The 22,379-nt window shown below is 63.3% G+C and carries 20 protein-coding genes; 8 read left to right on the top strand and 12 right to left on the bottom strand.

Annotated elements, in window-relative coordinates:
- Positions 1 to 379: 379 nt before the first annotated feature.
- From AAZQ98_RS11695 to AAZQ98_RS11680, 4 genes are all read right to left on the bottom strand, one after another.
- Positions 380 to 868, bottom strand: a complete 489-nt coding sequence (locus tag AAZQ98_RS11695; RefSeq protein ID WP_105658599.1) for an FBP domain-containing protein — start codon at positions 866 to 868, stop codon at positions 380 to 382.
- Between the two features lie 362 nt (positions 869 to 1,230).
- Positions 1,231 to 2,052, bottom strand: a complete 822-nt coding sequence (locus tag AAZQ98_RS11690) for a hydroxymethylpyrimidine/phosphomethylpyrimidine kinase (RefSeq protein WP_434692455.1) — start codon at positions 2,050 to 2,052, stop codon at positions 1,231 to 1,233.
- A gap of 36 nt (positions 2,053 to 2,088) precedes the next feature.
- On the bottom strand, positions 2,089 to 2,703 hold the full coding sequence (locus tag AAZQ98_RS11685; RefSeq protein ID WP_434692454.1) for a hypothetical protein: 615 nt from the start codon (positions 2,701 to 2,703) through the stop codon (positions 2,089 to 2,091).
- Positions 2,704 to 2,827: 124 nt separating this feature from the next.
- Positions 2,828 to 3,535: a TetR/AcrR family transcriptional regulator gene (locus tag AAZQ98_RS11680; RefSeq protein ID WP_434692452.1), complete on the bottom strand. Its 708-nt coding sequence runs from the start codon at positions 3,533 to 3,535 to the stop codon at positions 2,828 to 2,830.
- Positions 3,536 to 3,890: 355 nt separating this feature from the next.
- Here AAZQ98_RS11680 and AAZQ98_RS11675 point away from each other — a divergent pair, with 355 nt between their 5' ends.
- From AAZQ98_RS11675 to AAZQ98_RS11660, 4 genes are all read left to right on the top strand, one after another.
- The gene (locus tag AAZQ98_RS11675; RefSeq protein WP_105662429.1) at positions 3,891 to 4,601 is read left to right on the top strand and encodes a queuosine precursor transporter; all 711 of its coding nucleotides are present in this window, start codon (positions 3,891 to 3,893) and stop codon (positions 4,599 to 4,601) included.
- A gap of 66 nt (positions 4,602 to 4,667) precedes the next feature.
- Complete coding sequence (locus AAZQ98_RS11670; RefSeq protein ID WP_434692450.1) at positions 4,668 to 5,363, top strand: ABC transporter ATP-binding protein; 696 nt, start codon at positions 4,668 to 4,670, stop codon at positions 5,361 to 5,363.
- Complete coding sequence (locus AAZQ98_RS11665) at positions 5,353 to 6,951, top strand: hypothetical protein (protein ID WP_434692447.1); 1,599 nt, start codon at positions 5,353 to 5,355, stop codon at positions 6,949 to 6,951. Before AAZQ98_RS11670 ends, AAZQ98_RS11665 begins: the two co-directional genes overlap by 11 nt.
- 13 nt (positions 6,952 to 6,964) lie before the next feature.
- Complete coding sequence (locus AAZQ98_RS11660; RefSeq protein WP_105658592.1) at positions 6,965 to 7,420, top strand: GNAT family N-acetyltransferase; 456 nt, start codon at positions 6,965 to 6,967, stop codon at positions 7,418 to 7,420.
- Positions 7,421 to 7,498: 78 nt separating this feature from the next.
- On the opposite strand, the gene tgt is transcribed toward AAZQ98_RS11660, so the two are convergent.
- Positions 7,499 to 8,797, bottom strand: a complete 1,299-nt coding sequence (gene tgt, locus AAZQ98_RS11655; protein ID WP_434692444.1) for a tRNA guanosine(34) transglycosylase Tgt — start codon at positions 8,795 to 8,797, stop codon at positions 7,499 to 7,501.
- A gap of 133 nt (positions 8,798 to 8,930) precedes the next feature.
- On the opposite strand from tgt, the gene AAZQ98_RS11650 reads away from it, so the two are divergent.
- Complete coding sequence (locus AAZQ98_RS11650; protein WP_434692443.1) at positions 8,931 to 10,028, top strand: FUSC family protein; 1,098 nt, start codon at positions 8,931 to 8,933, stop codon at positions 10,026 to 10,028.
- Here AAZQ98_RS11650 and AAZQ98_RS11645 read toward each other — a convergent pair.
- Positions 10,025 to 10,564, bottom strand: coding sequence for an NUDIX hydrolase family protein (locus tag AAZQ98_RS11645; protein WP_105658590.1), 540 nt, complete (start codon positions 10,562 to 10,564; stop codon positions 10,025 to 10,027). The genes AAZQ98_RS11650 and AAZQ98_RS11645 overlap by 4 nt on opposite strands.
- 210 nt (positions 10,565 to 10,774) lie before the next feature.
- Between AAZQ98_RS11645 and AAZQ98_RS11640 the strand changes: the two genes are divergently transcribed.
- Together AAZQ98_RS11640 and AAZQ98_RS11635 are read left to right on the top strand one after the other, a co-directional pair.
- Entirely contained in the window at positions 10,775 to 12,223 is a 1,449-nt protein-coding gene (locus AAZQ98_RS11640; RefSeq protein WP_365943050.1) for an MDR family MFS transporter, read from the top strand.
- Between the two features lie 138 nt (positions 12,224 to 12,361).
- Positions 12,362 to 13,138 (top strand): SDR family NAD(P)-dependent oxidoreductase, encoded by a 777-nt coding sequence (locus tag AAZQ98_RS11635; RefSeq protein WP_434692440.1) that lies wholly within the window; start codon positions 12,362 to 12,364, stop codon positions 13,136 to 13,138.
- Positions 13,139 to 13,163: 25 nt separating this feature from the next.
- On the opposite strand, the gene AAZQ98_RS11630 is transcribed toward AAZQ98_RS11635, so the two are convergent.
- Complete coding sequence (locus AAZQ98_RS11630) at positions 13,164 to 14,087, bottom strand: hypothetical protein (RefSeq protein WP_434692437.1); 924 nt, start codon at positions 14,085 to 14,087, stop codon at positions 13,164 to 13,166.
- 48 nt (positions 14,088 to 14,135) lie between these two features.
- Positions 14,136 to 15,158, bottom strand: coding sequence for a pseudouridine synthase (locus tag AAZQ98_RS11625; RefSeq protein ID WP_434692435.1), 1,023 nt, complete (start codon positions 15,156 to 15,158; stop codon positions 14,136 to 14,138).
- A 60-nt stretch (positions 15,159 to 15,218) separates the two neighbouring features.
- On the opposite strand from AAZQ98_RS11625, the gene AAZQ98_RS11620 reads away from it, so the two are divergent.
- On the top strand, positions 15,219 to 16,055 hold the full coding sequence (locus AAZQ98_RS11620; protein ID WP_434692433.1) for a PhzF family phenazine biosynthesis protein: 837 nt from the start codon (positions 15,219 to 15,221) through the stop codon (positions 16,053 to 16,055).
- 22 nt (positions 16,056 to 16,077) lie between these two features.
- Here the strand turns inward: AAZQ98_RS11620 and AAZQ98_RS11615 are convergent, their stop codons facing one another.
- Genes AAZQ98_RS11615 through AAZQ98_RS11600 form a run of 4 tightly spaced genes read right to left on the bottom strand, consistent with a single transcriptional unit; the run spans position 16,078 to position 22,378 of the window.
- Positions 16,078 to 16,902 carry a DNA-formamidopyrimidine glycosylase family protein gene (locus tag AAZQ98_RS11615; protein WP_434692431.1) on the bottom strand — a complete coding sequence of 275 codons (825 nt, stop codon included), beginning with the start codon at positions 16,900 to 16,902 and terminating at the stop codon, positions 16,078 to 16,080.
- 24 nt (positions 16,903 to 16,926) lie between these two features.
- A complete protein-coding gene (locus tag AAZQ98_RS11610; RefSeq protein ID WP_434692429.1) occupies positions 16,927 to 21,591 on the bottom strand; it encodes an ATP-dependent helicase in 4,665 nt (1,554 codons plus the stop codon).
- A gap of 39 nt (positions 21,592 to 21,630) precedes the next feature.
- Positions 21,631 to 21,933, bottom strand: coding sequence for a transcriptional regulator (locus tag AAZQ98_RS11605; protein ID WP_105658582.1), 303 nt, complete (start codon positions 21,931 to 21,933; stop codon positions 21,631 to 21,633).
- Positions 21,917 to 22,378, bottom strand: a complete 462-nt coding sequence (locus tag AAZQ98_RS11600; RefSeq protein ID WP_434692427.1) for a hypothetical protein — start codon at positions 22,376 to 22,378, stop codon at positions 21,917 to 21,919. The genes AAZQ98_RS11605 and AAZQ98_RS11600 overlap by 17 nt, the downstream gene beginning before the upstream one ends.
- Between the last annotated feature and the right edge of the window lies 1 nt (position 22,379).

Genomic DNA, 22,379 nt, shown 5'->3' with positions numbered 1-22,379 from the left:
ACTCTCTGCGTGCGGCGAGTGACCATGATTCTCCTAGCTGGGCTGGATAGCGGTGCTGCTCCCGTCATGGGCGGGCGACATAAAAGCGGTGCGAGCCTTGATGATCGTCCGGGGTAAACGTCCGCTAGTGCGTATACCCATAGCTGGAATCTTAGGTGACGTAGCTCATATATCAAGGGGTTATTGAATAGTAACCTTTGGCTGGATATTGTGCTGGCTTGGGAATTTCACAATAAAATCCGCGAACCACTGCGACAAACCCGCCCAGCAAGGCCTGATGGGCCCGTCCATTTTTGAGAAAATTTGGACGCTTTGTTACTCATCAGTTCACTACTTGCTGGGCGGGCGGCGCCGGAATCGGCTTGAAGGTTGCGGTTGCCTAGAGGCGGTTCAGGAAGCTATGCACGCGCTCGTCGAGCAGCTGGATGCGCTCGGCAACGACAACCATTGGGTCCGGGTAGATCGGATTCTTCGGGGGCGGGATCCGCACATTGCGGGAGCACTCGAAGTTCAGGCAGATCAAGGTTCCCAAGGTGTTGCCGTCACGTCCAGCCTGGCCAGCGCGCTTGGTCGTCCACATGCCTACCGCGCAGGGGATGTTCACATCGCGGCACATCTCGCACATCGTGGCGTTGGTCGGCTTGCGGCCACCGTCGGTGGGGCGCAAGAGGATGCCACGGGTCTGCCCCGCTTCATCGGTGTGGAGCAGGTAGCCGCGCTGCATCATTTTCGGGTCGCGCCAACCCAGGTACTCCAGCGAATCCCACTCGAGGGAGGCAAAGTTTTCGGGCAGGGTCAATTTCTTCGCTTCTTGGCGGCTGGCGTTGATGAAGGAAGAGCGGATGGTTTTTTCGGTCAATGGCTGCATGGGAAATCCTCAAATAGTCCGCACGCGCTTCATGGGCGCACGGAATCACGAATCGTCAAGGTGTTGAGGTCTGCAAGGGAACGAAAAATTGGGGGCACTGGAACATTGCCTAAGGCAGAAGCCTTAAGCGGAAAATGTGTTGCCAACCCCGTTCGATACGCAGACGAACGGGCAGAGCGTCAAAGTGGCTTGCATAGCCGACCGCTCCCTCCTGTGGTTCTCCACGCATTGATTCTGAGCACTTCCGGAATAACCATAACAAGTGCGGTTGGCTTAGGCCAATGACTGGGACCACGGTTAAAGCAGTTTGCTGGCCACCGCCGTGAACGGCAGTGGCCAGCAAACACTCCAGCAGCCAGGGCCTAGCGGCGGCCGCCCTGCCAGAGTGCGTCAAACGGTGTGTTGCCAGAAACGCGGTTGCGGATGCCTTCGGTGACAAACGCCTTGGCTGTGCGGGCTGCCTCCAGCGGGGTAGCGCCCTTGGCCAGCTCTGCAGTTACGGCTGCGGCCAGCGAGCAGCCCGCGCCGGAGACCGCAACTTCGCCGATCTTCTTCTCGCGCAAGACCTCGAGGGTCGTGCCATCGTAGAAAACGTCCACGGCGTCTTCGCCAGCGATGCGGACTCCACCCTTGGCCAGGACCGCCGCGCCGGAGACTTCGTGGATCTTCTTGGCAGCTTCGACCAGATCATCTTCGGTGGTGATCTTGATTCCCGAGAGCTGTTCAGCCTCGAAGTGGTTCGGGGTGACGAACGTAGCCAGGGGCAGCAAGGCAGCCTTGAGGGCTTCGTCGGTGTCCAGTGCGTGGCCTGGTTCCTGGCCCTTGCAAATCAGCACCGGGTCCAGCAGTACGTTGTCCCACTGCTGGGACTTCAACGCGGTGGCAACGGTGTTGATCGTTGCTGGCGAGCCCATCATGCCCAGCTTGACCGTGCTGAGCTTGTCCTCGTAGCAGGCCTGGATGGCTTCGAGCTGATCTGCAATTACCTGCTGGTCAACGGGAACGAAGCGGTGGTTCCAGGAGTCCTTGGGATCGAAGGAGACGATGCAGGTCAAAGCCACGATGCCGAAGGTTCCCAGTTCCTGGAAGGTCTTCAGATCGGCCTGGGCGCCTGCGCCGCCAGTGGCTTCGGAACCAGCGATGGTCAGGGTCATGGCTGGAGAGGCAGTGTTTGTATTAGTCATAGTCTCAATTGCGGGTAGTGCGGGTAGGGAATGGGATTAGCTGTGCTGCCAGAAGCTGAGCGTGGTCGCTTTGGACCAGCCCTCGGGAAGCTGCTGGGCGTGTTCTGCGGTGGCTACCAGCAGCAGCCAGGGCAGCCCGTGGCCGAAAGCTGCGCCTGCAAAGTTAGCCAGTACCGCGCGGCGAGCCGCATCGGGATCAGCGGGGGAGAAAAGGTCCGGGTCGGTAAGCAGGCCGTAGTTTTCGCCGTAGCGCATGCGTCCTCGGGCGACCGGACGGTCGAAGTCAGTCACCTCAACGACGTCATAGTTATCCATTGGAGCCTCGAAAAGCCCGGACGTATCGGCGAGCTTGACTACCTGCTCGACGTCGTCGGGCTTGCCGGCCAGCAGATGCATGGTCGTGCTTGGCTGCCAACCCGAAGTGGCGAGTTCTGCAGCGGTGCTGTCGTTGGGAGTGCCCAAGAGGATCAAGCGCTGCGCGTCCTTTGGCGCGGACCAGGAAGCATCAGGCCAGTAGCGGAGGATTTCCACGTCTTCACCGTCTTGATTCACCGAACGAATCTCGTGCTGGTTCGGGAAGGAAGCAATGCGATCACGCAGCGTGGCGTAGTCGTGGGTCCAGCTTGGCAGTGCTCGTGCCATTGCGCTCATAGTGCTGCGTTCTCCTTTGGTTCGCTAGGGATCACCTATCGGCATGTTTGACTTTACGCCTTAAGGCGCGGTGATACGGAACTCTGTGTCAGGGTGTTTGCCGGCTCGCGCAATCCGCGGCTTTTCAGGAGGCTTTCGGCCGTCTCAGCGGTGAAGGATCCGCCAGGGACACCTCGGCAATCCCTGCTGGCCCTGGATCCATCAGTGCCAGCACATCTTCAAAGAGCGAGCGCACCACAGGCAAGCGGCAGAGCACCGCGAACTTGGCGGCAACCGGTGCCATGTTCTTCATCAGAAGCCTGGATCGGCGCTGCTGCGGCGACTGGTCGAAAGCCCACGCCGAGAAGATCTGGCGGGAAACCAGCAGCAAGAACTTCGGCAGATCGCGTCGGATGCCCAATGGGGGCAACGGGCGGGATCCGGAAACGACCTTCTCCCATATCTCCAATTCAATGCCGGAAATCTCGTCGTTGCCCATATCGCGCGCGAGCATCAGACGCAGGAAAGCAGGCCCGAAATCGTGATAGGGAGCCAACGCTTCGACGCCCGTGTCGAGTACTGCGCGGATGTTGGCTTCGAGGGTATTTCCCTCTGCGAGCATCCCCGCGCAAAGATCATATTGCTCCCTGCGCAGGTTCAGCAGCAGCTGGGCAACGATCTCCTCTTTGGACTTGAAGTAGTAGTACGCATGCGACAGGGAAACCCCTGCGTTCGAAGCAATGGCACGCATGCTCGAGGCTTTATATCCGTCCGTGGCAAAGCACTCCAAGGCAGTTGCCAAGAGCTTGGCTTGGGTCTGCTGGCCTTTTTCGGTGCGTGGTTGCGTTGTCATGGAGCCTTTGGATGGAAGTGGGTGGATCCGATTCTACCAATTATTTGAACGCGTTCAAAAAAGGAAAATTTTCATGCTGATGTACGGGAGGACGGTCACTGCACTATTTGTTTCCTCGAATTTATAGTTCGAAGACATTCAAGTGAGATATGAATTTTGGAATTTTTTGATTTCTGAAACATGGTTGGTCTTCAACAGGTGAGAACGTGGCCGCAGTTATGCATGGGATACTTGTTGCGTAAGTGCTAATACAGCGGGACAGCGCGCAGGCATGGAACCTTCACCCTTTTGATTCGTGGGCAGGGCCGTGCCTTTTAGCGATGTTCTGGCGAACCACTTTGACAAGGAAAATTTCATGGGCGATTCCAACGCCAGCAACAATCTGATTCGAACCAAGAACGCGGTTTTCGCTTCTTCGGGTTCTCCCTACTTCTCCACGGTGCTCACCTTGATGGGCGCGGTCGTGATTCTTTCGAATATCGGCGCCTCCAAAGGTGTCAGCTTCGGTCCGCTGGTCACCGATGGCGGTTTCTTCCTCTTCCCGCTGGCCTACATTCTGGGCGACGTCATTGCGGAAGTCTACGGATTGAAGGCGGCTCGCCGTTCAATCCTGGTGACTTTCGCCTTGGCGTTCTTCGCAGTGTTCTGCTTCTGGGTCATGATCCAATTGCCGTCAGCCGAGTTCTACGACGGGCAAGACGCATTTGAGCGCACCCTTGGCCCGATCTGGCAGATCGTCGTCGCCTCCGCTTGCGGCTTCCTGGTGGGGCAGCTGGCCAACTCATGGGTGCTGGTCAAGCTCAAGGAACGTACCGGCGAGCGCGGGCTGATTCTCCGCTTGATCGGCTCCAGCGGTGTTGGGGAGTTCCTGGATACCCTGATCTTCTGTGCCATTGCAGCGCCAGTTATCGGCATCGCCGATGCGCCGACATTCATCAACTACGTGGTGGTGGGCTTCATCTACAAGACTGCCGTGGAGGTCCTGTTTGTTCCGGTGACCTCGATGGTCATCAAATGGTTCAAGAAGCGCGAACCTGGCTACAGCCAAGCGGCCGTCGCAAGCTAGTGATCCTGTGGGCATCATTCGTGAGGGCGATGCCCACAGCTGTATCCGGACACTAGAATCGATGGCATGCAGACAGGTCAAAGCGCTGAAGTTCAGCTAGAAGCACGCGACTTGACCATTGGCTATCCCAATCGCGTGATCTGCGGGCCGATCAACCTGCAGCTGGCTCCCGGTGCTGGCTTAGGAATTATCGGTGCCAATGGCAGCGGAAAATCAACACTGATCCGCACCATCCTGGGACATCTCATTCCGGTGGAAGGCACCGTCGAGTTCCAAAGCCTTCCCGTGAATGAAAGCTCGGAGCATTTTCGCCGTACCGTCGCAGTACAGGTCACCGACGGCGCCTTCTTCGAAGAACTCACCGTGCGCGAACATCTGGAAATGGTCGCTCGTGGACACGGACTGGATGATTGGGCCCAGTTAGTCCAAGCAGAACTCGACTTCTTCGAAATCACTGCTGCTGCCGATCACCTTCCCGGCGAGCTGTCTTCTGGCCAGCGCCGTAAGCTGCTGCTCGCCGCGGCCTTGATCCGTCCGGCAGAACTGCTGATTCTTGACGAACCGGAACAACGCCTGGACCTGCGTATCAGGCAGAAGCTGTACCAGCGGCTTGCCGGGATACGCGGCAGGGGAACAACTTTGCTAGCGGTGACCCATGATCCGCTGATGCTGCGAAGCTGCGTGGACCAAGTGCTGCTTCTGGATGAAGACGAGGGTGAACTGCTTGATCCGCAGGCGGGGGCGCAGTGGCTTGAGCGCTAGCCGGGTTGCAAGCCATGCTGTTGATTTCAATCCTCGAGAACTGGTCAATAGAGCCAAGAAGCGGCGGAATTTCTCCGAGAAATTCGACAGCTTTTCCGATGCCTATGTCTGGGTGCTGGCCGCGCTGGTGGCGTTGGCCTACCTCTTCAGCGCACTCTTTGGCATGCTGTTTGTGCTCTTGGGCGAGGGCGTAGCGCACCAAGTGCTGCCCAGCGCCGTCTGGCGCTTGCAGGACCTCTCGTTCGTGCTATTGGCCTTGGCCGGTTTGGCAACCTTTCGGCTCATGCTCTATCTGGGGCCTTGCGGGCTCAGCGCGGCCAAGGCCGACTGGTGGCTGCCGCTGCCGGTCAAGCTCCGGGCTATCCGCCAGCCGACGTGGCGAAATGCGGTGCTCATCGGTCTTTTCGCGAGCAGCTTTGCCGGTGCGCTGTGGCTGATCGTGATGCTGGGGCTGGCCGGATCGCTCCCGGTACCCGTTGCAGTCCTTGGGCTCGCCTGCTTCGCAGTGGCCGGTGTCGGGCTTGCCAACGCGGCCACGGCGATCCAGGGGAAGAACCGGCAAATAGCTGCGCGACGGATCTGCGACTGGGTGGGCCTCGGGCTGCTCATCGCCTTGGCCGTGTTGTGGATGCTCTTGATGTTCCAGATTCCTTGGGCCCAAAGCCTGGTTGGCGCTATGGCTGCGGCCACCTTGGATCCGGCTGCCTGGATGCTCGCCTTGCTCGTTGTCCTGGTACTTAGCGGCGCGAGTACGTACGGTGCGTTTCGCCATTTTGACCAGATTCCGGGCCAGGCGTTGCGTTTTGCCGGAGAGCACCAGCAATTCGCCGTGGGGACTTTGATGCAGGGCGACTCGCGGGGCCTCTCGGCTCCGGCGACATCCGCTATTAGCCGCAGGCGCGCACGCGGCGGCAAGCTCACCGCCAAGTTGCCGGTGGCGTGGCGCATTCTCTGCCTCCGTTTGCTGAGGGGAGGCCGTTGGCATTCGGTGGCCGGGTTCCTGCTCCTGGTTTTCGCGCTGGCCGCCACGGTTCAGCGAATTGCCAACCCGCTGAGCGCAGCGGCCTTTTACCTGGCACTCTGCCTGGTTCTCACCTTGAGCATTTCCGCGACCATTGCACCGCTCGTTTCCGAACGGCAGCTCACCCAGCTGCTAGGGATTTCGGAACAGCGCCTGATGCGGGCAGCAACGCTGTATGCGATGCTCTTTTCAGCCACCGCCTTGCTGTTCTTGACCGGCGGGCTGGGAATGCTGGGCATGATCCAGCTGGATCGCATTTGGCTTTGGATTGCCGCAGGCCTGGTCGCCGCGTGGGGGTGTGCTGCGGCAAGCAGTGCCCACGCCAGCAGGGAAGAACGGGACTGGGATGCATTACTCGGGGGAGCCACCAGCGACTCGGCCGTGGCCACGTATCTTTTCCTGGAAATAGCGACTTTCCTTCGGGCAGCTGCCACGTTCTCGCCAATTTTCTTCTTGGTGCTCAGCCCTGGTACTCCCATTCCCTTGTTGCTGTGGATCGCGGCAATGCTCTTTGGTGCAAGTGCCCTGGTTCAAGTTTCCGGCAGGAAGCTGGGCGCGGGGGCGTAGGTAGTCTTGGAGGATGAACGATTTGATTTCCATCCACGAGCCCGATGGGCTTTCCGCAGAATTGCTCTACTCAATACTGAAACTGCGTGCCGAGGTGTTCATCGTCGAGCAGCGATCGTGCTACCCGGACATCGATGGCCGCGATCTGGATGCCGGCACTGTGCATCTGGTGGCCACCGAGAACGGGAAAGTGCTGTGTACTGTGCGAATCATGGACAGCGCAAGCGGCACTCCGCGCATTGGGCGGGTTGCAACGGCCGCAGAAGCCCGAGGCCGGGGCCTGGCAGGGGAACTCATGCAGCGTGCCGTGGCGCTTTGCGCTCCGGAGGCGGAGATCCAGCTCAGCGCCCAGACCCAGCTGGAGGGCTGGTACGGAAAGTTCGGTTTCCTCCGCTCCGGAGAAGACTATGACGACGACGGGATCATGCATTTGCCGATGACCCGCGCAGGGCAGAGGGCTTCGGCTTAGAAAAGCCAGAGGCATCGATTCTCCTTGCACTGCCCAGTGCGTGGAGAATCGATGCCTCGACTGCTTTGCGGCCCTTGGCTACAGGGCGGCCGGCTGGCCCTGCGGATCCGGTTCGCCAGCGTAGTAGCTGGAGAGCACCTTGTCCTTGAGCTCGAAGAAGGTTCCATCTTCGATCGCCTGGCGCGCGGATTCAACCAGCGAAACAGTGAACTGCTCGTTGTGGATGGAAATCAACGTGTGGCTGAGCAGTTCCTTGGCCTTGTACAGGTGGTGAATGTACGCACGGGTGAAGTTCTTGCAGGCATAGCACTCGCAGCCTTCCACCAGCGGAGTGAAATCCCGCTTGTAGCGTGCGCCGGAAAGATTGAAACGGCCCCAGGGGGTATAGAACGCCGAGTTGCGCGCAACGCGAGTGGGCGAGACGCAGTCGAAAGTATCGGCACCATTCTCAATCGCGGTGAAGACGTCATCCGGCTCGGAAATGCCCAGCAGGTGGCGCGGCTTGTTCTCTGGAAGCTCTTCGGCGCACCAGCCGACGATGGTTCCCAGATTTTCCTTCTCCAAGGCGCCGCCGATGCCGAAGCCATCGAAGGCCATGGCCCCCAGGTCCTGGCAGGCCTTGCGGCGCAGGTCCTCGTACTGGGCGCCCTGGATGACGCCGAACAGGGCCTGGTATTCCTTGCCTTCGCGGGAGTCGGTCAATGCAAAGTGCTCGGCAATGCAGCGCTCGGCCCAGCGCCGGGTGCGCTCCAGGGACTCGACCTGGTAGCCGCGGGAATTCTGCAAGGTGGTCAGCTCGTCGAAGGCGAACATGATGTCCGCGCCAATCCGGTGCTGCACGCCCATGGAGATCTCAGGGGAGAAGCGGTGCTTGGTGCCGTCGAGATGGGACTTGAACCAGACGCCGTCCTCGTCCACATTGGCCAGGCGTTCCTTGCCCGGGGCCACGGCGTCGTCCGGACCAGACTGGTCTACGGACTTCATGTCGATGACCTTCTTGAAGCCCGAGCCCAGGCTCATGACCTGGAATCCGCCGGAGTCGGTGAAGGTCGGGCCCTGCCAGCCCATGAACTTGCCTAGTCCGCCAGCTTCATCGAGGATATCCGCGCCCGGCTGGAGATACAGGTGGTAGGCGTTTGACAGCACAGCCTGCGCGCCAAGTTCCTGGACCTGCACCGGGGTGACTGCCTTGACGGTAGCTTTGGTGCCTACCGCAATGAACGCGGGCGTCTTGACGTCGCCGTGCGGGGTACGGATAACGCCGGTACGTCCCAACATCGGGGAACCGTCCGGAGTGGTCAGCCGGGTTCCGACTTCAAAGCCGAATTCATCCTGGCGGGCATGCGGGGCACTGGGGTCAAAGTTCTTTTCGGACACGTACCAAGTGTGCCGTATTAACCGCGCGGTGAGGAAAACGACAGGGGCAATGTGCGCCAAAACCTAACGCTTCACAAGGCAATGCGCGAATAATGGAGCGTACGTGTTGTGTCCAACGCGACGGAAGGAAGATGTGGGTCTGGAGAATCTGAAGGAATCCGCCAAGGCGCTCATTACGCTGGGGCCTGCCCGCAAGGACCATTGGATCGGCCTGCGCACCGGCATCGGTGTTTTTGCGCCTCTGATCACGCTCTTCGCGATTGACCGGCTGGATCTTGTGGTCTTTGCCGTGTTCGGCGCCTTTACCGGCGTGTATGGGCGCGTGGACGGCTACTGGAACCGGTTGCGGATGCAGGTGCGTTCCGGGGCCTTGTTCTTCGCGGTAATCGCCCTGGCGCTGGCCGCTTCGCACTGGTGGATCGACCATTCGGACCCTGGAATCAAGCAGTGGCAAGTAGTTGGCGCGACGACTCTCGTGGCCGGTGCCTGCTCGGTGCTGGTGGGTTTCATGCGGCTGCGGCCCGGCGGTTCGCTGTTCCACATCTTCGCATTCGCGGCAATTGCCTCGATCCCCGTCCCCGCGCCAATCGGCGAAGCCCTGCTCGTGTCGGCCTTGACGATCTTGTTGTCGGTAGCCATCGGTGCGGCCGGTGCACTCGGGCAGTGGAGCAGCTTGTGGAAGCGCACCCCGCTGCCGCCACTATCGGATAACGTCCGCAAGGCCATCTGGTGGGAAGGGCTGTTCTACATCCTGACAGCCGGCGTGGCCGGTGCCTTGGCCAATACCGTGGGCAGCAGCCTGGAAGCCGGGCACAACTACTGGGCGATGGTGGCCGCGGTGGTTCCCCTGGTCGGGCACACCACGACCTTGCGCATCCGGCGCGGCGTGCACCGAATGCTCGGCACCCTGGCAGGCATGGTCCTGATGGCGGTCTTGATCTTCCTGAACCCGCAGGTCTGGATCCTGCTCGCCTTCATCGCCATATGCCAATTCATGGCCGAGCTGCTGGTCATGCGCAACTATTTCCTGGCGCAGGTTTTCATTACCCCGATGGCGCTCGTGGGCGTCTCGCTGGTGACGGGCCTGAGCGGCTCGGTGATGTACGACCGCGTGGTCGAGACCCTGATCGGCTGCACCGTGGGCATGCTCGGGGTGCTCTTGGGAAGCTGGGTTGGATCGATCATCAAGCGCCGGCAGGGAATCATTCCAAACAGCGGGCAGCAGGGCTAGATATTTACTCCGACATGGGCTAATGCCTGACGGAGAATATTTTCTCGACCGCCAGCGAACTCGCCTTGGATATCCGAGCTGAGCGCTTCGCTGGGCGAAAGCCAGGTCAGCTCCAACGCATCGGAGCGAGGGCTGGTCTCGCCGCGAACCGGCACGATGTAGCACATGGATACGGCATGCTGGCGATCATCGGTCAGGCCGGTTTCGCTCGGCGCCGGGAAGTATTCTGCAACGGTGAATGGCACCGGTGAAGCCGGAAGCTGCGGAAGCACCATGGTGCCCAGGTCCTTTTCGATGTGGCGGATCAACGCGGCGCGTATGGTCTCGCGGTACATCACTCGCCCCGAAACGAAGGTGCGCAGCATGCGCCCGTCATCATCGCCGGTGAGCAGCAGGCCCACCTCGTTGACGTAGCCCAGCGGGTCCAGGCGCACGGGAATGGCCTCGACGTAGAGCATGGGCAGGCGCTGCCGTGCCTCGTAGAGGTCTTCTTCGGAGAGCCATCCAGGGTATGGGTCAGGAGTGCGCACGTTCATGGTTCTATCTTCGTACACAAACCCTCGACATTCCGTGAAGCTGGATCTGTGTTGCCGAACTCACCTATAAGGTTTCCTGCACCCCTAGTGCACCGCAATCCCAAGCGATAAAATCGATAGAGCTATTTGAACTTCCTTGCCCGGCGAAGCAGCCGCAAGCGTCAGATAGCGTTTCCTTTTTCCGAATCCTCGTGGAAGCAGATTCCTGCCGTGACGAACGCTCCAGAACGACTGAGCAAACAGAACTTCACCACGATTGCGGTGCTGATTGTTTCCAGCTTCGTGGTCATCCTGAACGAAACCATCATGAACGTGGCCCTGCCTGTTCTGATGGATGAATTCAATGTCACCGCTGACGCAATTCAGTGGCTGTCAACCATCTTCATGCTGACTATGGCCGTGGTCATTCCAATGACCGGCTTCCTGCTTCAGCGGATGAGCATCCGCAATGTCTTCGTCTTGGCCATGGGCCTGTTCACTCTGGGCACCCTGCTGGCTGCCCTCGCGCCGGGCCTGAGCGTCCTGCTGGTGGCCCGCGTGATCCAGGCCAGCGGCACCGCCATCATGATGCCGCTGCTGATGACCACCATCTTGCATCTGGTCCCTGCTGAGCGCCGCGGCGTGCTGATGGGCAATGTCTCCATCGTGATCTCCGTAGCCCCGGCCATCGGCCCGACGGTATCCGGACTGATCCTGCAGTACCTGTCGTGGCGATTCATGTTCATCGTGATCATCCCGATCGCGGTAGCGGCTCTGCTGATCGGCACCCCTCGACTGTCCAAGGACGTTGACGGCGCCTCGACGCCGCTGTCCATTCCTTCGCTGATTCTGGCCATCCCGGGTTTCGGCGGCCTGGTCTACGGCCTCAGCGGCTTGTCGGTTGGCGTCACCCCGCTGAACCTGGGCATCCTTGTTGGCGCGATTCTGTGCCTGCTCGCTTTCGTTTTCCTGCAGCTGAACCTGCAGAAGGAAGACAAGGCGCTGCTGGATCTGCGTCCGCTGAACTACAGGGCTTTCACCCTTTCGCTGGTGCTGATGATGTTCTCGATGATTTCGCTGTTCGGCGTGATCATCCTGCTGCCGATGTTCTTCACCAACGTATTGGGCATTGAAACCCTGACCACCGGTTTGATCATGCTCCCGGGCGGTCTGCTGATGGGTGTCCTGGCGCCATTGGTCGGAAAGCTCTACGACAAGGTCGGCGCCCGTCCGCTGATCGTTCCCGGCGCCCTGGTGCTGCTGGTTTCGCTGCTGGGCTACGCGGTGGTCCTGGATGTGGACACTCCGATCTGGCTGCTGGTGGTCATGCACCTGGTGATGAGCTTGGGCCTGGCCTTCATCTTCACCCCGGCCTTCACCACTGCGCTGAACCCGCTGCCGCACAGCCTGCACTCGCACGGTTCGGCCCTGCTCTCGACCTTGCAGCAGTTGGCTGGCGCCATGGGCACCGCGCTGCTGGTTGGCGTTGTCGCCTCATCCACCGCCGCGAAGATCGCGGCTGGCAGCGATCCGCTGACCGCTTCGGTTGAAGGCTTCCAGCCTGGCTTCCTGATCGGTGCCGGCTGCAGCGTCGGCATCGTGGTGATCGGCTTCCTGCTTGGCGGCAAGAAGAAATCGGCTGGAGTCGAAGCCGAGCCTGCGACGGTTCCGAGCCACTAGGCTGCAGGACAGTGCAAGAACCGCTGGATCCCATCGCGGGGTCCAGCGGTTTTTCCATGCCTGCGGGCAAGATTCTTCGCCTCCACGCAACTGGCCAGTAATGTAGATCACAAGACCACTGTCTACAAAGGGGTAAACATGCAGTTGCAGGATTCAGTCGCTCTGGTCACCGGCGGCCTATCGGGATTGGGACGCGCCACGGCGCAGAAGCTGGCCACCGCGGCCAGGCATGTGGTGGTACTCGACCTGCCGCGTGAGGATGGCGATGAAATCGCCGCCGAGATCGGCGCGAATGTCCGCTTCGTGCCAGCTGATGTGACTGACACGCAGCAGGTGGCTGCCGGCATCGAACGTGCCAAGGAACTTGGCACCCTGCGGGTGCTGGTCAATTGCGCCGGTGTGGCAACACCGGGCAAGGTGCTGGGCCGCGAGGGAGTACTGCCGCTGGAGCGCTTCGCCAAGGTGCTGGACATCAATGTCAACGGCACCTTCAACGTGATCCGCCTGGCCGCAGAAGCCATGGCGCATAGCGAAGCGCTGAGCGATGAGCAGGGAACCACCGAACGCGGGGTCATCATCAACACCGCGTCGGTGGCGGCCTTTGACGGCCAGATCGGGCAGCCGGCCTATGCGGCCTCCAAGGGAGCAGTAGCGGCCATGACCCTGCCGCTGGCCCGTGAGCTGGCGAACCACCAGGTCCGCGTCATGACCATCGCACCGGGCATTTTCCACACGCCGATGATGGCCGGCCTGCCGCAGGCTGCCCAGGACTCGCTCGGAGCCCAGGTGCCGCATCCTTCGCGTCTTGGACGTCCGGAAGAATACGCGGCATTGGTGGAGCACATCGTGGCCAACCCGATGCTCAACGGCGAAACCATTCGCCTTGATGGAGCCATCCGCATGGCGCCACGCTAGGCACCCGTGGCGGGCGCGGCCAGTCCTAGAAATCTATGGGCTTGCCGCGCTGCGCACGGTGCTCGGCATGGCTGATCTGGAACCGGCGGTTCTCGGCCATCAGGAAGACCAGCAAGGCCATGAAGATCCAGACCGCGCAGACCCACAGTGGTGCGGACTCATTGAGCCAGCCCTGGATGGCAGCGGCGATCATGCAGATTCCGAAGCCGCTGGCAAAGGCGTGGCGGCCGCGCTCCGAGTGGGCGAAGGCGGCGGAAACCACTGAAATTCCGGCCGTCACCACCACAGCAAGAAGTCCCTGCCCACCGTCATTCCAGCCGGCGGCGGCAAACCAGAGCTGCAGGGCATAGACCAGGCTGGAACCGGCAAAGAAGCTTACCGGGGCATCGGTTGCCCAGCGCTCCATGCGGTTTCGCGCAGTATTCCTGTTCAGCTGGAGCACGCCGTACAGGGACAGCAGCGAAGCGATGGTTGCCAGGATGGCCGCGCTGATGGCCAAGAACCCGGAGGCCAGGGTGATGGCGCAGGCCATCATCGCTGTGGCCGGGATCGAATAAAGGGAAATGATTCGCTGGCGTCGCGCCGAAAGCTGGTCGCGGCGCAGCGAAAACGCGGCGCTGAGGACCAGCGCGATGGCAGTTGCCGGCCACAACACCGAATGCACCAGGCTGGTATCCAGCAGGCTGGACGGCGCGCGTCCATGCAGGCCGGAAGGCAACGCCAACGAGGTCAGCAGCAGCAATAAGCCCGAAGCGCCCAAGAGGCAGCCGCGGACCGTGTCGAAAGGTTCCACTGCAGGGTTGAGGCGATGATCCGGCGCCGCGTAGGGCAACACGAAGGAGGACCGTTCTGCCGCCGAAGCAATGGCAGACTGGGCCGACTCCACCAGGGAATCGAGTTGCGGGGTCCGCTGGTGTTCGGCCATCTTGCCTTCATCCTTACGGGTCACGGGATAATAGGCACCAGCCTAGGGCAATTCTTCCCCCGTGAGAAGGGGTTATGGGGTCGACGGCGCTTCCAGTAGCCGCTGTTGCGAGCTGAAGCTGCGCGCGTGGCCGGTCAGCGGATCGGTGAAGGAAATGGTGTGCGCCAGCAACTGCAGCGGGCGCCGGTAGTCATCCGGGGCCAGATCCCACAGCCGCGGATAGAACGCGTCATTGATGATGCCCAGGCCCAAGGAAGCCAAGTGCACCCGCAACTGATGGGTCTTGCCCGATCGCGGTTCCAAATCCATCAAGGCGACCTCCAGCCCGGCATGGAAACCGGTGCTCGTCCCGATCGCCTCGAGCTTGACCAGGGTCTGGGCGTTCGGCTCGCCTTCTTCCACAATGGAACGCAGCTGGCCCTTGACCTTGGCCATCCGGTTCTCGAAGAGCAGCGGCATCCGCTGCAGCAGGTCACGCAGCTCGGATTCCGGTTTGACCTGCGAATGCTCCCCATTTGGATGCAGCACCCGTCCAGTTTCCAGGCCTTCGCCCGGCTGCAAGGCGACCACCGCCTTGTAGCGCTTGGCGATCTCGCGGCGTTCGAAGAGCATCTGGTAATCTCCGCGGGTCGCCGGATTCACCGCGAAAAGAATGACCCCGGCGGTGGCCCGGTCCAGCCGGTGCATCGGCACCAAATCATCGATGCCGGTCTGGTTGCGCAGGCGCACCAGCGCGGATTCCTGGATGAAGCGTCCGCCGGGTGTGGTGGGGAGGAAATGCGGCTTGTCCACGACCAGCAGATGCTCGTCTTGGTGCAGGATCCTGGCTTCAAAGGGAATGGGAGTTTCTACCGGCAGGGAACGGTAGTACCAAATGAATTCGTGCTCGCCCAGGGGCGTCTGGCGGGTGAGCGGAGCGCCGCCCAAGCCAACGATCTGCTGCTCATCGAAGCGGCGCAGGATGCCCTCTGGATCAACATGGCCGAAGCGCTCGAGCAAATAATCTGCGACAGTTGCCCACGAACCGGTCCGCGGGAGGCGAAGACGAGTTGCATTGACGCCGTTGCGCACGGGAAGCGGGGAATCCATAGCCATAGGGGCTATTCTCCCATCTTTGCCAGGACCGCGCAGGCCGCGGCCTGCTAGGCTGGTTCGATGGCCATGCGTAAATACAGCGAAGTCGACGTCTTTTCTCCCACTGCATACCTGGGCAACCCCTTGGCTGTGGTCCACGATGCAGAAGGCCTGGCCAGCGGGCAGATGCAAAGATTTGCCAAGTGGACCAACCTGGCCGAGACCACGTTCCTGATGCAACCGGAGGATCCGGCCGCCGACTACCGGGTGCGGATCTTCTCTGCCACCCAGGAATTCCCCTTCGCCGGCCACCCGACGCTGGGCTCGGCCTTTGCCTGGCTGAAGGCCGGCGGGGTTCCCAAGAAGAAGGGACGGGTCATCCAGGAATGCGCCGCCGGGCTGGTGGAGGTGCGCGTTGAGCCGCAACGGCTATGGTTCGCTGCACCGCCGCTGACCCGCTACGAACCGGTTGCCGAATTGCTGGTGCAGCGCATCGCCGAGGTACTGGCGATTCCCCGGGAGCAGATCCAGGATGCCTCATGGCTGGTCAACGGCCCGGAATGGATCGGCGTGAGGCTCTCCAGTGCGCAGCAGGTACTGGCCTTGGACCCGGATCCCAACGCCTTGGGGACGCTGGCCATCGGTGTTGCAGGTCCGCAGGAGCCAGGGGCCGGCACGCAGTTCGAAGTGCGTGCTTTCGTCGGCGGGGATCCAGTGTGGGAAGACCCGGCTACCGGCAGCCTCAATGCGGGCCTGGCCCGGTGGCTGGCCGATTCCGGGTTGGCTCCCGAACGCTACATCGCCGCCCAAGGCACCGCGATCGGGTACCAGGGCCGGGTGCATCTGCGCGTGGAGGACGGCGTGGTCTGGGTGGGAGGCGACGTGAGCAGCTGCGTGCAGGGCGAAGTCGACCTCTAGGCTTGCAGCCGCGCCCCGCCGCCTAGGCCGCTGGCTGGCAGGAAGGGCACAGGTAGCAGTCCCGTTCGGCACCGGTGGAAGCCGAGGGAATGCGCAGCAGCCCGATGCGGGTTCCGCAGCGCAGGCAGGGCTTTGACGCCCGGCCGTAGACCCACAGCGGGTCGCGGGTGCGCGGCTGCCCGGTAGTCACCCGCCGCGACCGGTCCTTGTTCACCACCAGCAAGCGGTGGGCCAGTTCGATTAATGCCGGCAGGCCGGCCACCTCGCCCACCGCGGTGAGCGGATGCACGCGCCGCAGGAACAGGATCTCGCTGCGGTAGACATTTCCCACCCCGGCCATGATCCGCTGGTCCAGCAGCGCTTGGCCGATGCCCAGCTGCGGATCGGCGCGCAGGTTGTCCAGCGCCCGTTGCGCATCCCAGTCCGGCCCGAGCAGGTCGGGTCCCAGATGGCCGACCACCTCGGATTCCTGTTCGGTTGGCAGCAGTTTCACCTGGGCGATCTCGAAGCCCACGGCCGTGGCGTTTGCTGTTTCCAGCACCACCCGGGCGGTATGCGCCGGGCGCTTCCAGCGTTCGCCTGGCGCATAGAGATCCCAGCGCCCTTCCATGAGCAGATGCGAATGCAAGGTCAGCGCAGGCTGGGCGAAGGCCGGGTTCGCAGTAGCCGGCGGCTGCAGGCGCATCAGCAGGTGCTTGCCCCGGGGGATGACCTCGCGCACCGTGTACCCGGCGACGTCCACGGTGGCCAGGGCCGGGACGCGGAAATCGGAGGCCAGCAGGATTTCGCCGGCCAGCGCCTGGTGCAGGCGGGCGGTGGCGCGGTAGACGGTATCGCCTTCGGGCATGGGCAGCGCTCCTTCGATAGCGGGTCAGCGGCGGAAGCGGATGCCTTGGGGCGTCGCATAGAAACCGGCGCCCAGCAGGGCGGCGCCGACCGGATGGTCCTGCACCGGCTGCCCGTCGACCGTGGCGATGGCGATCTTGTCGATCTGGGCGGTGCGCAGCGCGGCGACCATCGCCGTGGCGAGGATGCGCCAGGACGGTTCGGGCAGCTGCCCGAAGGTCAGCACCGTGCGCCCGCCGCGCTCCAGATAGAGGCTCAGGGCCCCGTCGAGCAGCCCGACGATTGCGCCGGCCTTGCGCCCGGGGCGGTGCCCGGTTTCGGTCGCAGGCCAAGCCAGCGCCGCGCCATAGGGGTTCGCCGGATCGGTGGATGCCAGCACCGTGGCCACCGGCTGGCGGCGCGGGTCATCGGCCAGCTGGAATCCGCGCAGCCGGTCAATGGTGGTGGAGGTGGAGAACTGGGCGGCGCCGAGCTTCTCGACGAAGTAGCCGCGCCGGGCATGGCCAGCTTCTTCCAGCTTCGAGAGCACCCGGTAGAGCTGGCCGAAGCCGCCGGGCACCGACTCGGCGGCCACCGAGCCGCGGGTGAGCACCCCGTAGCGTTCCAGCATGATTTCCGCGGTGGCGTGGGCGCTGATCGTGGGGTCCGCTACCGGTGCGGGCAGCAGCGACCAGCGGGCCGCGCCGCGCGCGCCGCGCGCCGGCCCGCCGGCTTGTTCCCGGGCCAGCCGGTTCAGCCCGGAGAGCCGGTTCAATCGTGCGGCGCGGGCCCGCGGGGCGGGCTTGGCGATTTTGTGCGCGGTGCTTCCGCCGGCCAGGTAGCCGCGGATCGGCGCCATGGTATCCGGTGAAATGTACCCGGCCCAGAACAGCCTCCAGCAGGATTCGGCGACCTCGTGGCTGCTGGCCGCCGGCTCATCGCTGCGGTGGATGCGTCCGGCCAGCTCCTCGGCGAAGTAGGCGCCGGTGGACTCGAAGGCCTGGAGCACGCGCAGGTCCAGGGCTTGCAGCGCGCTGGCATCGGGCTGGGGAAGGCTCAGCGCTGCATGCTCGGCGGTGTGCAGCGACAGCCAGCCGTCCTTGCCGCCGGCGGCTCCGGCGCCGCAGATCAGGATATCTCCGGAGCTGCACAGCTCATCCAGCCAGGAATTCTGGTAGCCCCTCAGCCGGGCCGGGAGCACGAAGGACTCCAAAGCGGAGGCGGGGACCTCGGCGCCGGCGAGCTGGGCAACGATTTCATAGGCGCCGTCGGCTCCCTGCAGCGAAGAACCGATCTGCTGCCAGGCCGGAAGGAAGCGCCCGTAGGTGTCCTGGTCCACCGGCTCCACCTCGGCACGCAGTGCCGCCAGGGATCGGGTGCGGATGGTGCGCAGCACCGACACGTCGCAGTATTCGTCGCCGGCCACGCCTTCGGGGACGAGCTCCAGCGGGCGGAAGGCCCCCAGCGACAAGCGGCCGGCGGCCACCAGCTGGTCGAGAACCGGGCGCAGCACCGCCACGCCCAGTCCCAGCTGCGCGGCCAGCTCCCCGAGGGTGAACGGGGCGTGGGTGCGGGCGAAGCGCGAGACCAGGTCCTGGATCGGAGCGGTGGCAGGCTCCAGGAAGGCCGCCGGGATGCCGGTGGGCAGGGGGGTGCCCAGCGCATCGCGCAGCTTGGCGGCATCCTCGATGGCCGCGTACACCAGCTGGCCGGAGCGGCGCAGGGTGAAAGCCCGGCGCGTGGAGACCAGGGCCTCGGCGTGGGCCCGGGCGCTGGCAGGATCCAGGGCCGCGTCGTCATCGGCCGGATCGCGCAGCCTGGCGGCCAGCTGCCCGGCATCCAGCGGACCCAGCAGGCGCAGCAGGTCCGCGGCGCCTTCCATGCCCGCCAACCGGCGGTTGGCTGCCAGATGCTGCAGCTGCTCCTGCAAGGCCGAGATGACTTGCGGGTCCAGCACCTCGCGCACGTCGTTGCGCCCGAGCAATTCGCCCAGCAGCACCGGATCCAGGCTCAGGGCGGCGGCGCGGCGTTCGGCCAGCGGCGCGTCGGATTCGTAGAGGAACTGCGCCACGTAGCCGAAAAGCAGGGATTGGGCGAAGGGCGAAGGCAGCTCGGTGGTCACTTCCACCAGGCGGATGGCCCGCGAGGAGATGCTGGAGAGGATCCTGGACAGCGCCGGCAGATCGTAGACATCATTCAGGCATTCGCGCACGGTTTCCAGGATGATCGGGAAGTCCGGGTAGTTGCGGGCCACATCCAGCAGCTGGCTGGCACGCTGGCGCTGCTGCCACAGCGGGGTGCGCTTGGTCGGGTTGATCCGCGGCAGCAGCAGGGCGCGGGCGGCGCATTCGCGGAAGCGGGAGGCGAACAACGCGGAATTGGCCACCTGCGAGGTGACCACCTCGATGATCTCGTCGGCTTCGAAGGCGAAGAGGTCCGCCCCGGGCGGCTCATCGTCCATGGCGGGGATGCGCAGCACGATCCCGTCGTCGGCGGCCATCGCCGAGGCGTCCAGCCCCCAGCGTTCGCGGACCCGCGCGCCGACGGCCAGCGCCCATGGGGCGTGCACGGCCAAGCCGAACGGGGAGTGCAGGATGACCCGCCAGTCGCCCAGCTCGTCGTGGAAGCGCTCGATCACGAAATTCTGGTGGTTGGGCACCTGGCCGGTGGCCCGGCGCTGCTCGTCCAGGTAGTTGAGCAGATTGTTCGCGGCGAACGGATCCAGCCCGCTGCCGTGCAGCACTTCGGCCGCTTCGGCGCGTTCGCTGGCCAGCAGCTTCGTGGTGAATTCGCCCAGCGCCGCCCCGAGTTCCACCGGGCGTCCCAGCCCGTCGCCGTGCCAGAAGGGCAGCTTTCCGGGTTGGCCGAAGGCCGGGGTGACCAGCACCCGGTCGTGGGTGATGTCCTCGATGCGCCAGCTGGTCGCCCCGAGGGCGAAAATGTCCCCGACGCGCGATTCGTAGACCATTTCCTCGTCCAGCTCGCCCACGCGCTTGGGCGCCTTGTCATCCTCGGATCCGGCCAGGAAAACCCCGAACAGCCCGCGGTCCGGGATGGTGCCGCCGGAAATCACGGCCAGGCGCTGCGCGCCGGGCCGGGCGGTGAGGGTGCCGGCGTCCCGGTCCCAGATCAGCCGCGGCTTGAGCGTGGCGAATTCATCCGAAGGGTACTTGCCCGAGAGCATGTCCAAGGTGGCCAGATAGGCGCTGCGCGGCAGCTGCTGGTAGGGGGCGGCGCGGCGCACGGTGTCGAACCATTGCTCTACGTCCAAGTCGTCCATGGCCACCGCGGCCAGGGTCTGCTGCGCCAGCACATCCAGCGGGTTGGCGGGGATCACCATCTTCTCGATGGCTCCTTGGCGCATGCGGGTGACCACCAGGGCGGTGGAGAGCAGGTCCGCCCGGTGCTTGGGGAAGAAAGCGCCCCGGGAGACCGAGCCGACCTGGTGCCCGGCACGGCCCACGCGCTGCAGCCCCGAGGAGACCGAGTTCGGGGATTCGACCTGGATCACCAGATCCACCAGTCCCATGTCGATGCCCAGTTCCAGGGAGCTGGTGGCCACCACGGCGCGCAGCTTGCCCAGCTTCAGGTCTTCCTCGATCTGGGCGCGCGAATCCTTGGACACCGAGCCGTGGTGGGCACGGGCCAATAACGGAGCTTCCGGGTGCGCAGCAGCGGTGGAGCCGGCCTGGGCCATCAGCGCGGCGGGGGTGGAGGTGGAAGCATCCTCGGCGCTGAATCCCTCGCGTTGGGCGTAGATTTCGTTCAGCCGCCCGGTCAGCCGCTCAGCCAGCCGGCGGGAGTTGGCGAAGATGATGGTCGAATGGTTCTCCAGCACCAGATCCACCAGCTGGTTCTCCACATGCGGCCAGATGCTCGCCGATGCCGCGGGGGAGGAACCCGGACCCAGATCATGCGCTCCGGCCGCGGAAGGCAGGTCGGTCATGTCTTCCACCGGGACGCGCACCGCCAACTCCCATTTCTTGGTGGACGGCGGGCGCACGATGTTCACCGGGGCGGATCCGGCCAGGAAGCGGGCCACTTCTTCGGGCGGCTCGACGGTGGCAGAGAGCCCGATGCGCTGGGCCGGGGCGGGCAGCAGCGCGTCGAGCCGTTCCAGTGACAGGGCCAAATGGGTTCCGCGCTTGGTATTGGCAATCGCGTGGACCTCATCGATGATGACGGTGTGCACCTCGGCAAGGGTCTTGCGTGCCTGGCTGGTGAGCATCAGGTACAGCGACTCGGGCGTGGTGATCAGGATTTCGGGCGGGTCCTTGAGCAGCCTGCGCCGGTCATTGGCCGGAGTGTCTCCCGAGCGCACTCCCACCGACACCGACGGCTGGGACAAGCCCATTTCGTGCGCGGTGGCGCGGATGCCAGCGAGCGGAGAACGCAAGTTGCGCTCCACGTCGACCCCGAGGGCCTTCAGCGGAGAAATGTAGAGCACCTTGGTGCCATTGCCCGTTGGATGATCGGCATCGGAGTCCATCCCCGGCAATGCCGGAGCATCAAGTTCCGCGTGGTGCAGCCGGTCCAGCGCCCAGAGGAACGCGGCCAGGGTCTTGCCCGAGCCGGTAGGCGCGATGACCAGGGTGTGCTTCCCGTCCGAGATGGATTCCCAGGCGCCACTCTGGGCAACGGTGGGCGCGGAGAAGACGTCGGTGAACCACTTGCGGGTGGCTGCGCCGAACCGGGACAGGACATCGCTCATGGAATCGATACTACGGTCTGCGAACGACAAGATCGGCCATTATCCGCCCGCCGTGATCTCCCGCAGGGCCGCCACATGGCTGACATAGGCCCGGCGTCCGGATTTGGTCAGTGAAACGCGCATATGGCTGCGCCCCAGCTTGGTGAACCGCTCGATGCCGATATACCCGGCATCGGCGAGCTGTTTGAGGTGCTTGCTCAAGACGGAGTCGGCGACATCGAGGATGCCGCGAAGGTGCGCGAATTCTGCCCACTGCACCGGGGCGAGGCTGGCGCAAATGCGCAGCCGGATGGGTGCATGGATCAGCTCGTCGAATTGCGCATTGCTAGATGGCTTGTTCATTTCCATCCTTGATGCGGGGTTTGATGGTTTCGCGGCGCATGATCCACAGGGAACCGGTGAAGACAGCGGCCAATGCGAGGAATTTGGGTATCGCGAACAGCCAAGTCTGGGGAATCCAGAAGGTGCACAATTGCAGGGCGAGCATCATGAACAGCATGGCAGCGATGTATTTGCCCGAGTGCCTCAATGCAGGACGGGACTTGGGCCGCTGGCGCGACCAGTAGGCGTACCAGGCGATCAATGGCACAAAGAGCACCGGCGACCAGTACCAAAGGGCGATGTCGATGACTCCGTAGAGCGAAAAGATTGCCGCCGTGACGAGGCCCATGACAATCATGAATGCCCCGGGGGCTTCGGTGGCGCTGACGGTGCCGCTCGCGGCTTCTTCAGCCGCGGCGAGTTGGGAAGCGGCTTCGCGCTCCGAGGGAATCTGCGAATTGTTCACC

Origin of the sequence: Glutamicibacter sp. Je.9.36 (assembly GCF_051129975.1) — a bacterium.
Taxonomy (GTDB): domain Bacteria; phylum Actinomycetota; class Actinomycetes; order Actinomycetales; family Micrococcaceae; genus Glutamicibacter.
This window is presented reverse-complemented; position numbering and strand designations above follow the sequence as displayed.

Coding starts and splice junctions, on each gene's coding strand:
- AAZQ98_RS11635 (WP_434692440.1), top strand. CDS start 12,362: ATGCAGTTGCAGGATTCAGTCGCTCTGGTCACCGGCGGCCTATCGGGA.
- AAZQ98_RS11620 (WP_434692433.1), top strand. CDS start 15,219: ATGGCCATGCGTAAATACAGCGAAGTCGACGTCTTTTCTCCCACTGCA.
- AAZQ98_RS11695 (WP_105658599.1), bottom strand. CDS start 868: ATGCAGCCATTGACCGAAAAAACCATCCGCTCTTCCTTCATCAACGCC.
- AAZQ98_RS11675 (WP_105662429.1), top strand. CDS start 3,891: ATGGGCGATTCCAACGCCAGCAACAATCTGATTCGAACCAAGAACGCG.
- AAZQ98_RS11615 (WP_434692431.1), bottom strand. CDS start 16,902: ATGCCCGAAGGCGATACCGTCTACCGCGCCACCGCCCGCCTGCACCAG.
- AAZQ98_RS11605 (WP_105658582.1), bottom strand. CDS start 21,933: ATGAACAAGCCATCTAGCAATGCGCAATTCGACGAGCTGATCCATGCA.
- AAZQ98_RS11660 (WP_105658592.1), top strand. CDS start 6,965: ATGAACGATTTGATTTCCATCCACGAGCCCGATGGGCTTTCCGCAGAA.
- AAZQ98_RS11625 (WP_434692435.1), bottom strand. CDS start 15,158: ATGGCTATGGATTCCCCGCTTCCCGTGCGCAACGGCGTCAATGCAACT.
- AAZQ98_RS11680 (WP_434692452.1), bottom strand. CDS start 3,535: ATGACAACGCAACCACGCACCGAAAAAGGCCAGCAGACCCAAGCCAAG.
- AAZQ98_RS11690 (WP_434692455.1), bottom strand. CDS start 2,052: ATGACTAATACAAACACTGCCTCTCCAGCCATGACCCTGACCATCGCT.
- AAZQ98_RS11610 (WP_434692429.1), bottom strand. CDS start 21,591: ATGAGCGATGTCCTGTCCCGGTTCGGCGCAGCCACCCGCAAGTGGTTC.
- AAZQ98_RS11670 (WP_434692450.1), top strand. CDS start 4,668: ATGCAGACAGGTCAAAGCGCTGAAGTTCAGCTAGAAGCACGCGACTTG.
- AAZQ98_RS11645 (WP_105658590.1), bottom strand. CDS start 10,564: ATGAACGTGCGCACTCCTGACCCATACCCTGGATGGCTCTCCGAAGAA.
- AAZQ98_RS11685 (WP_434692454.1), bottom strand. CDS start 2,703: ATGAGCGCAATGGCACGAGCACTGCCAAGCTGGACCCACGACTACGCC.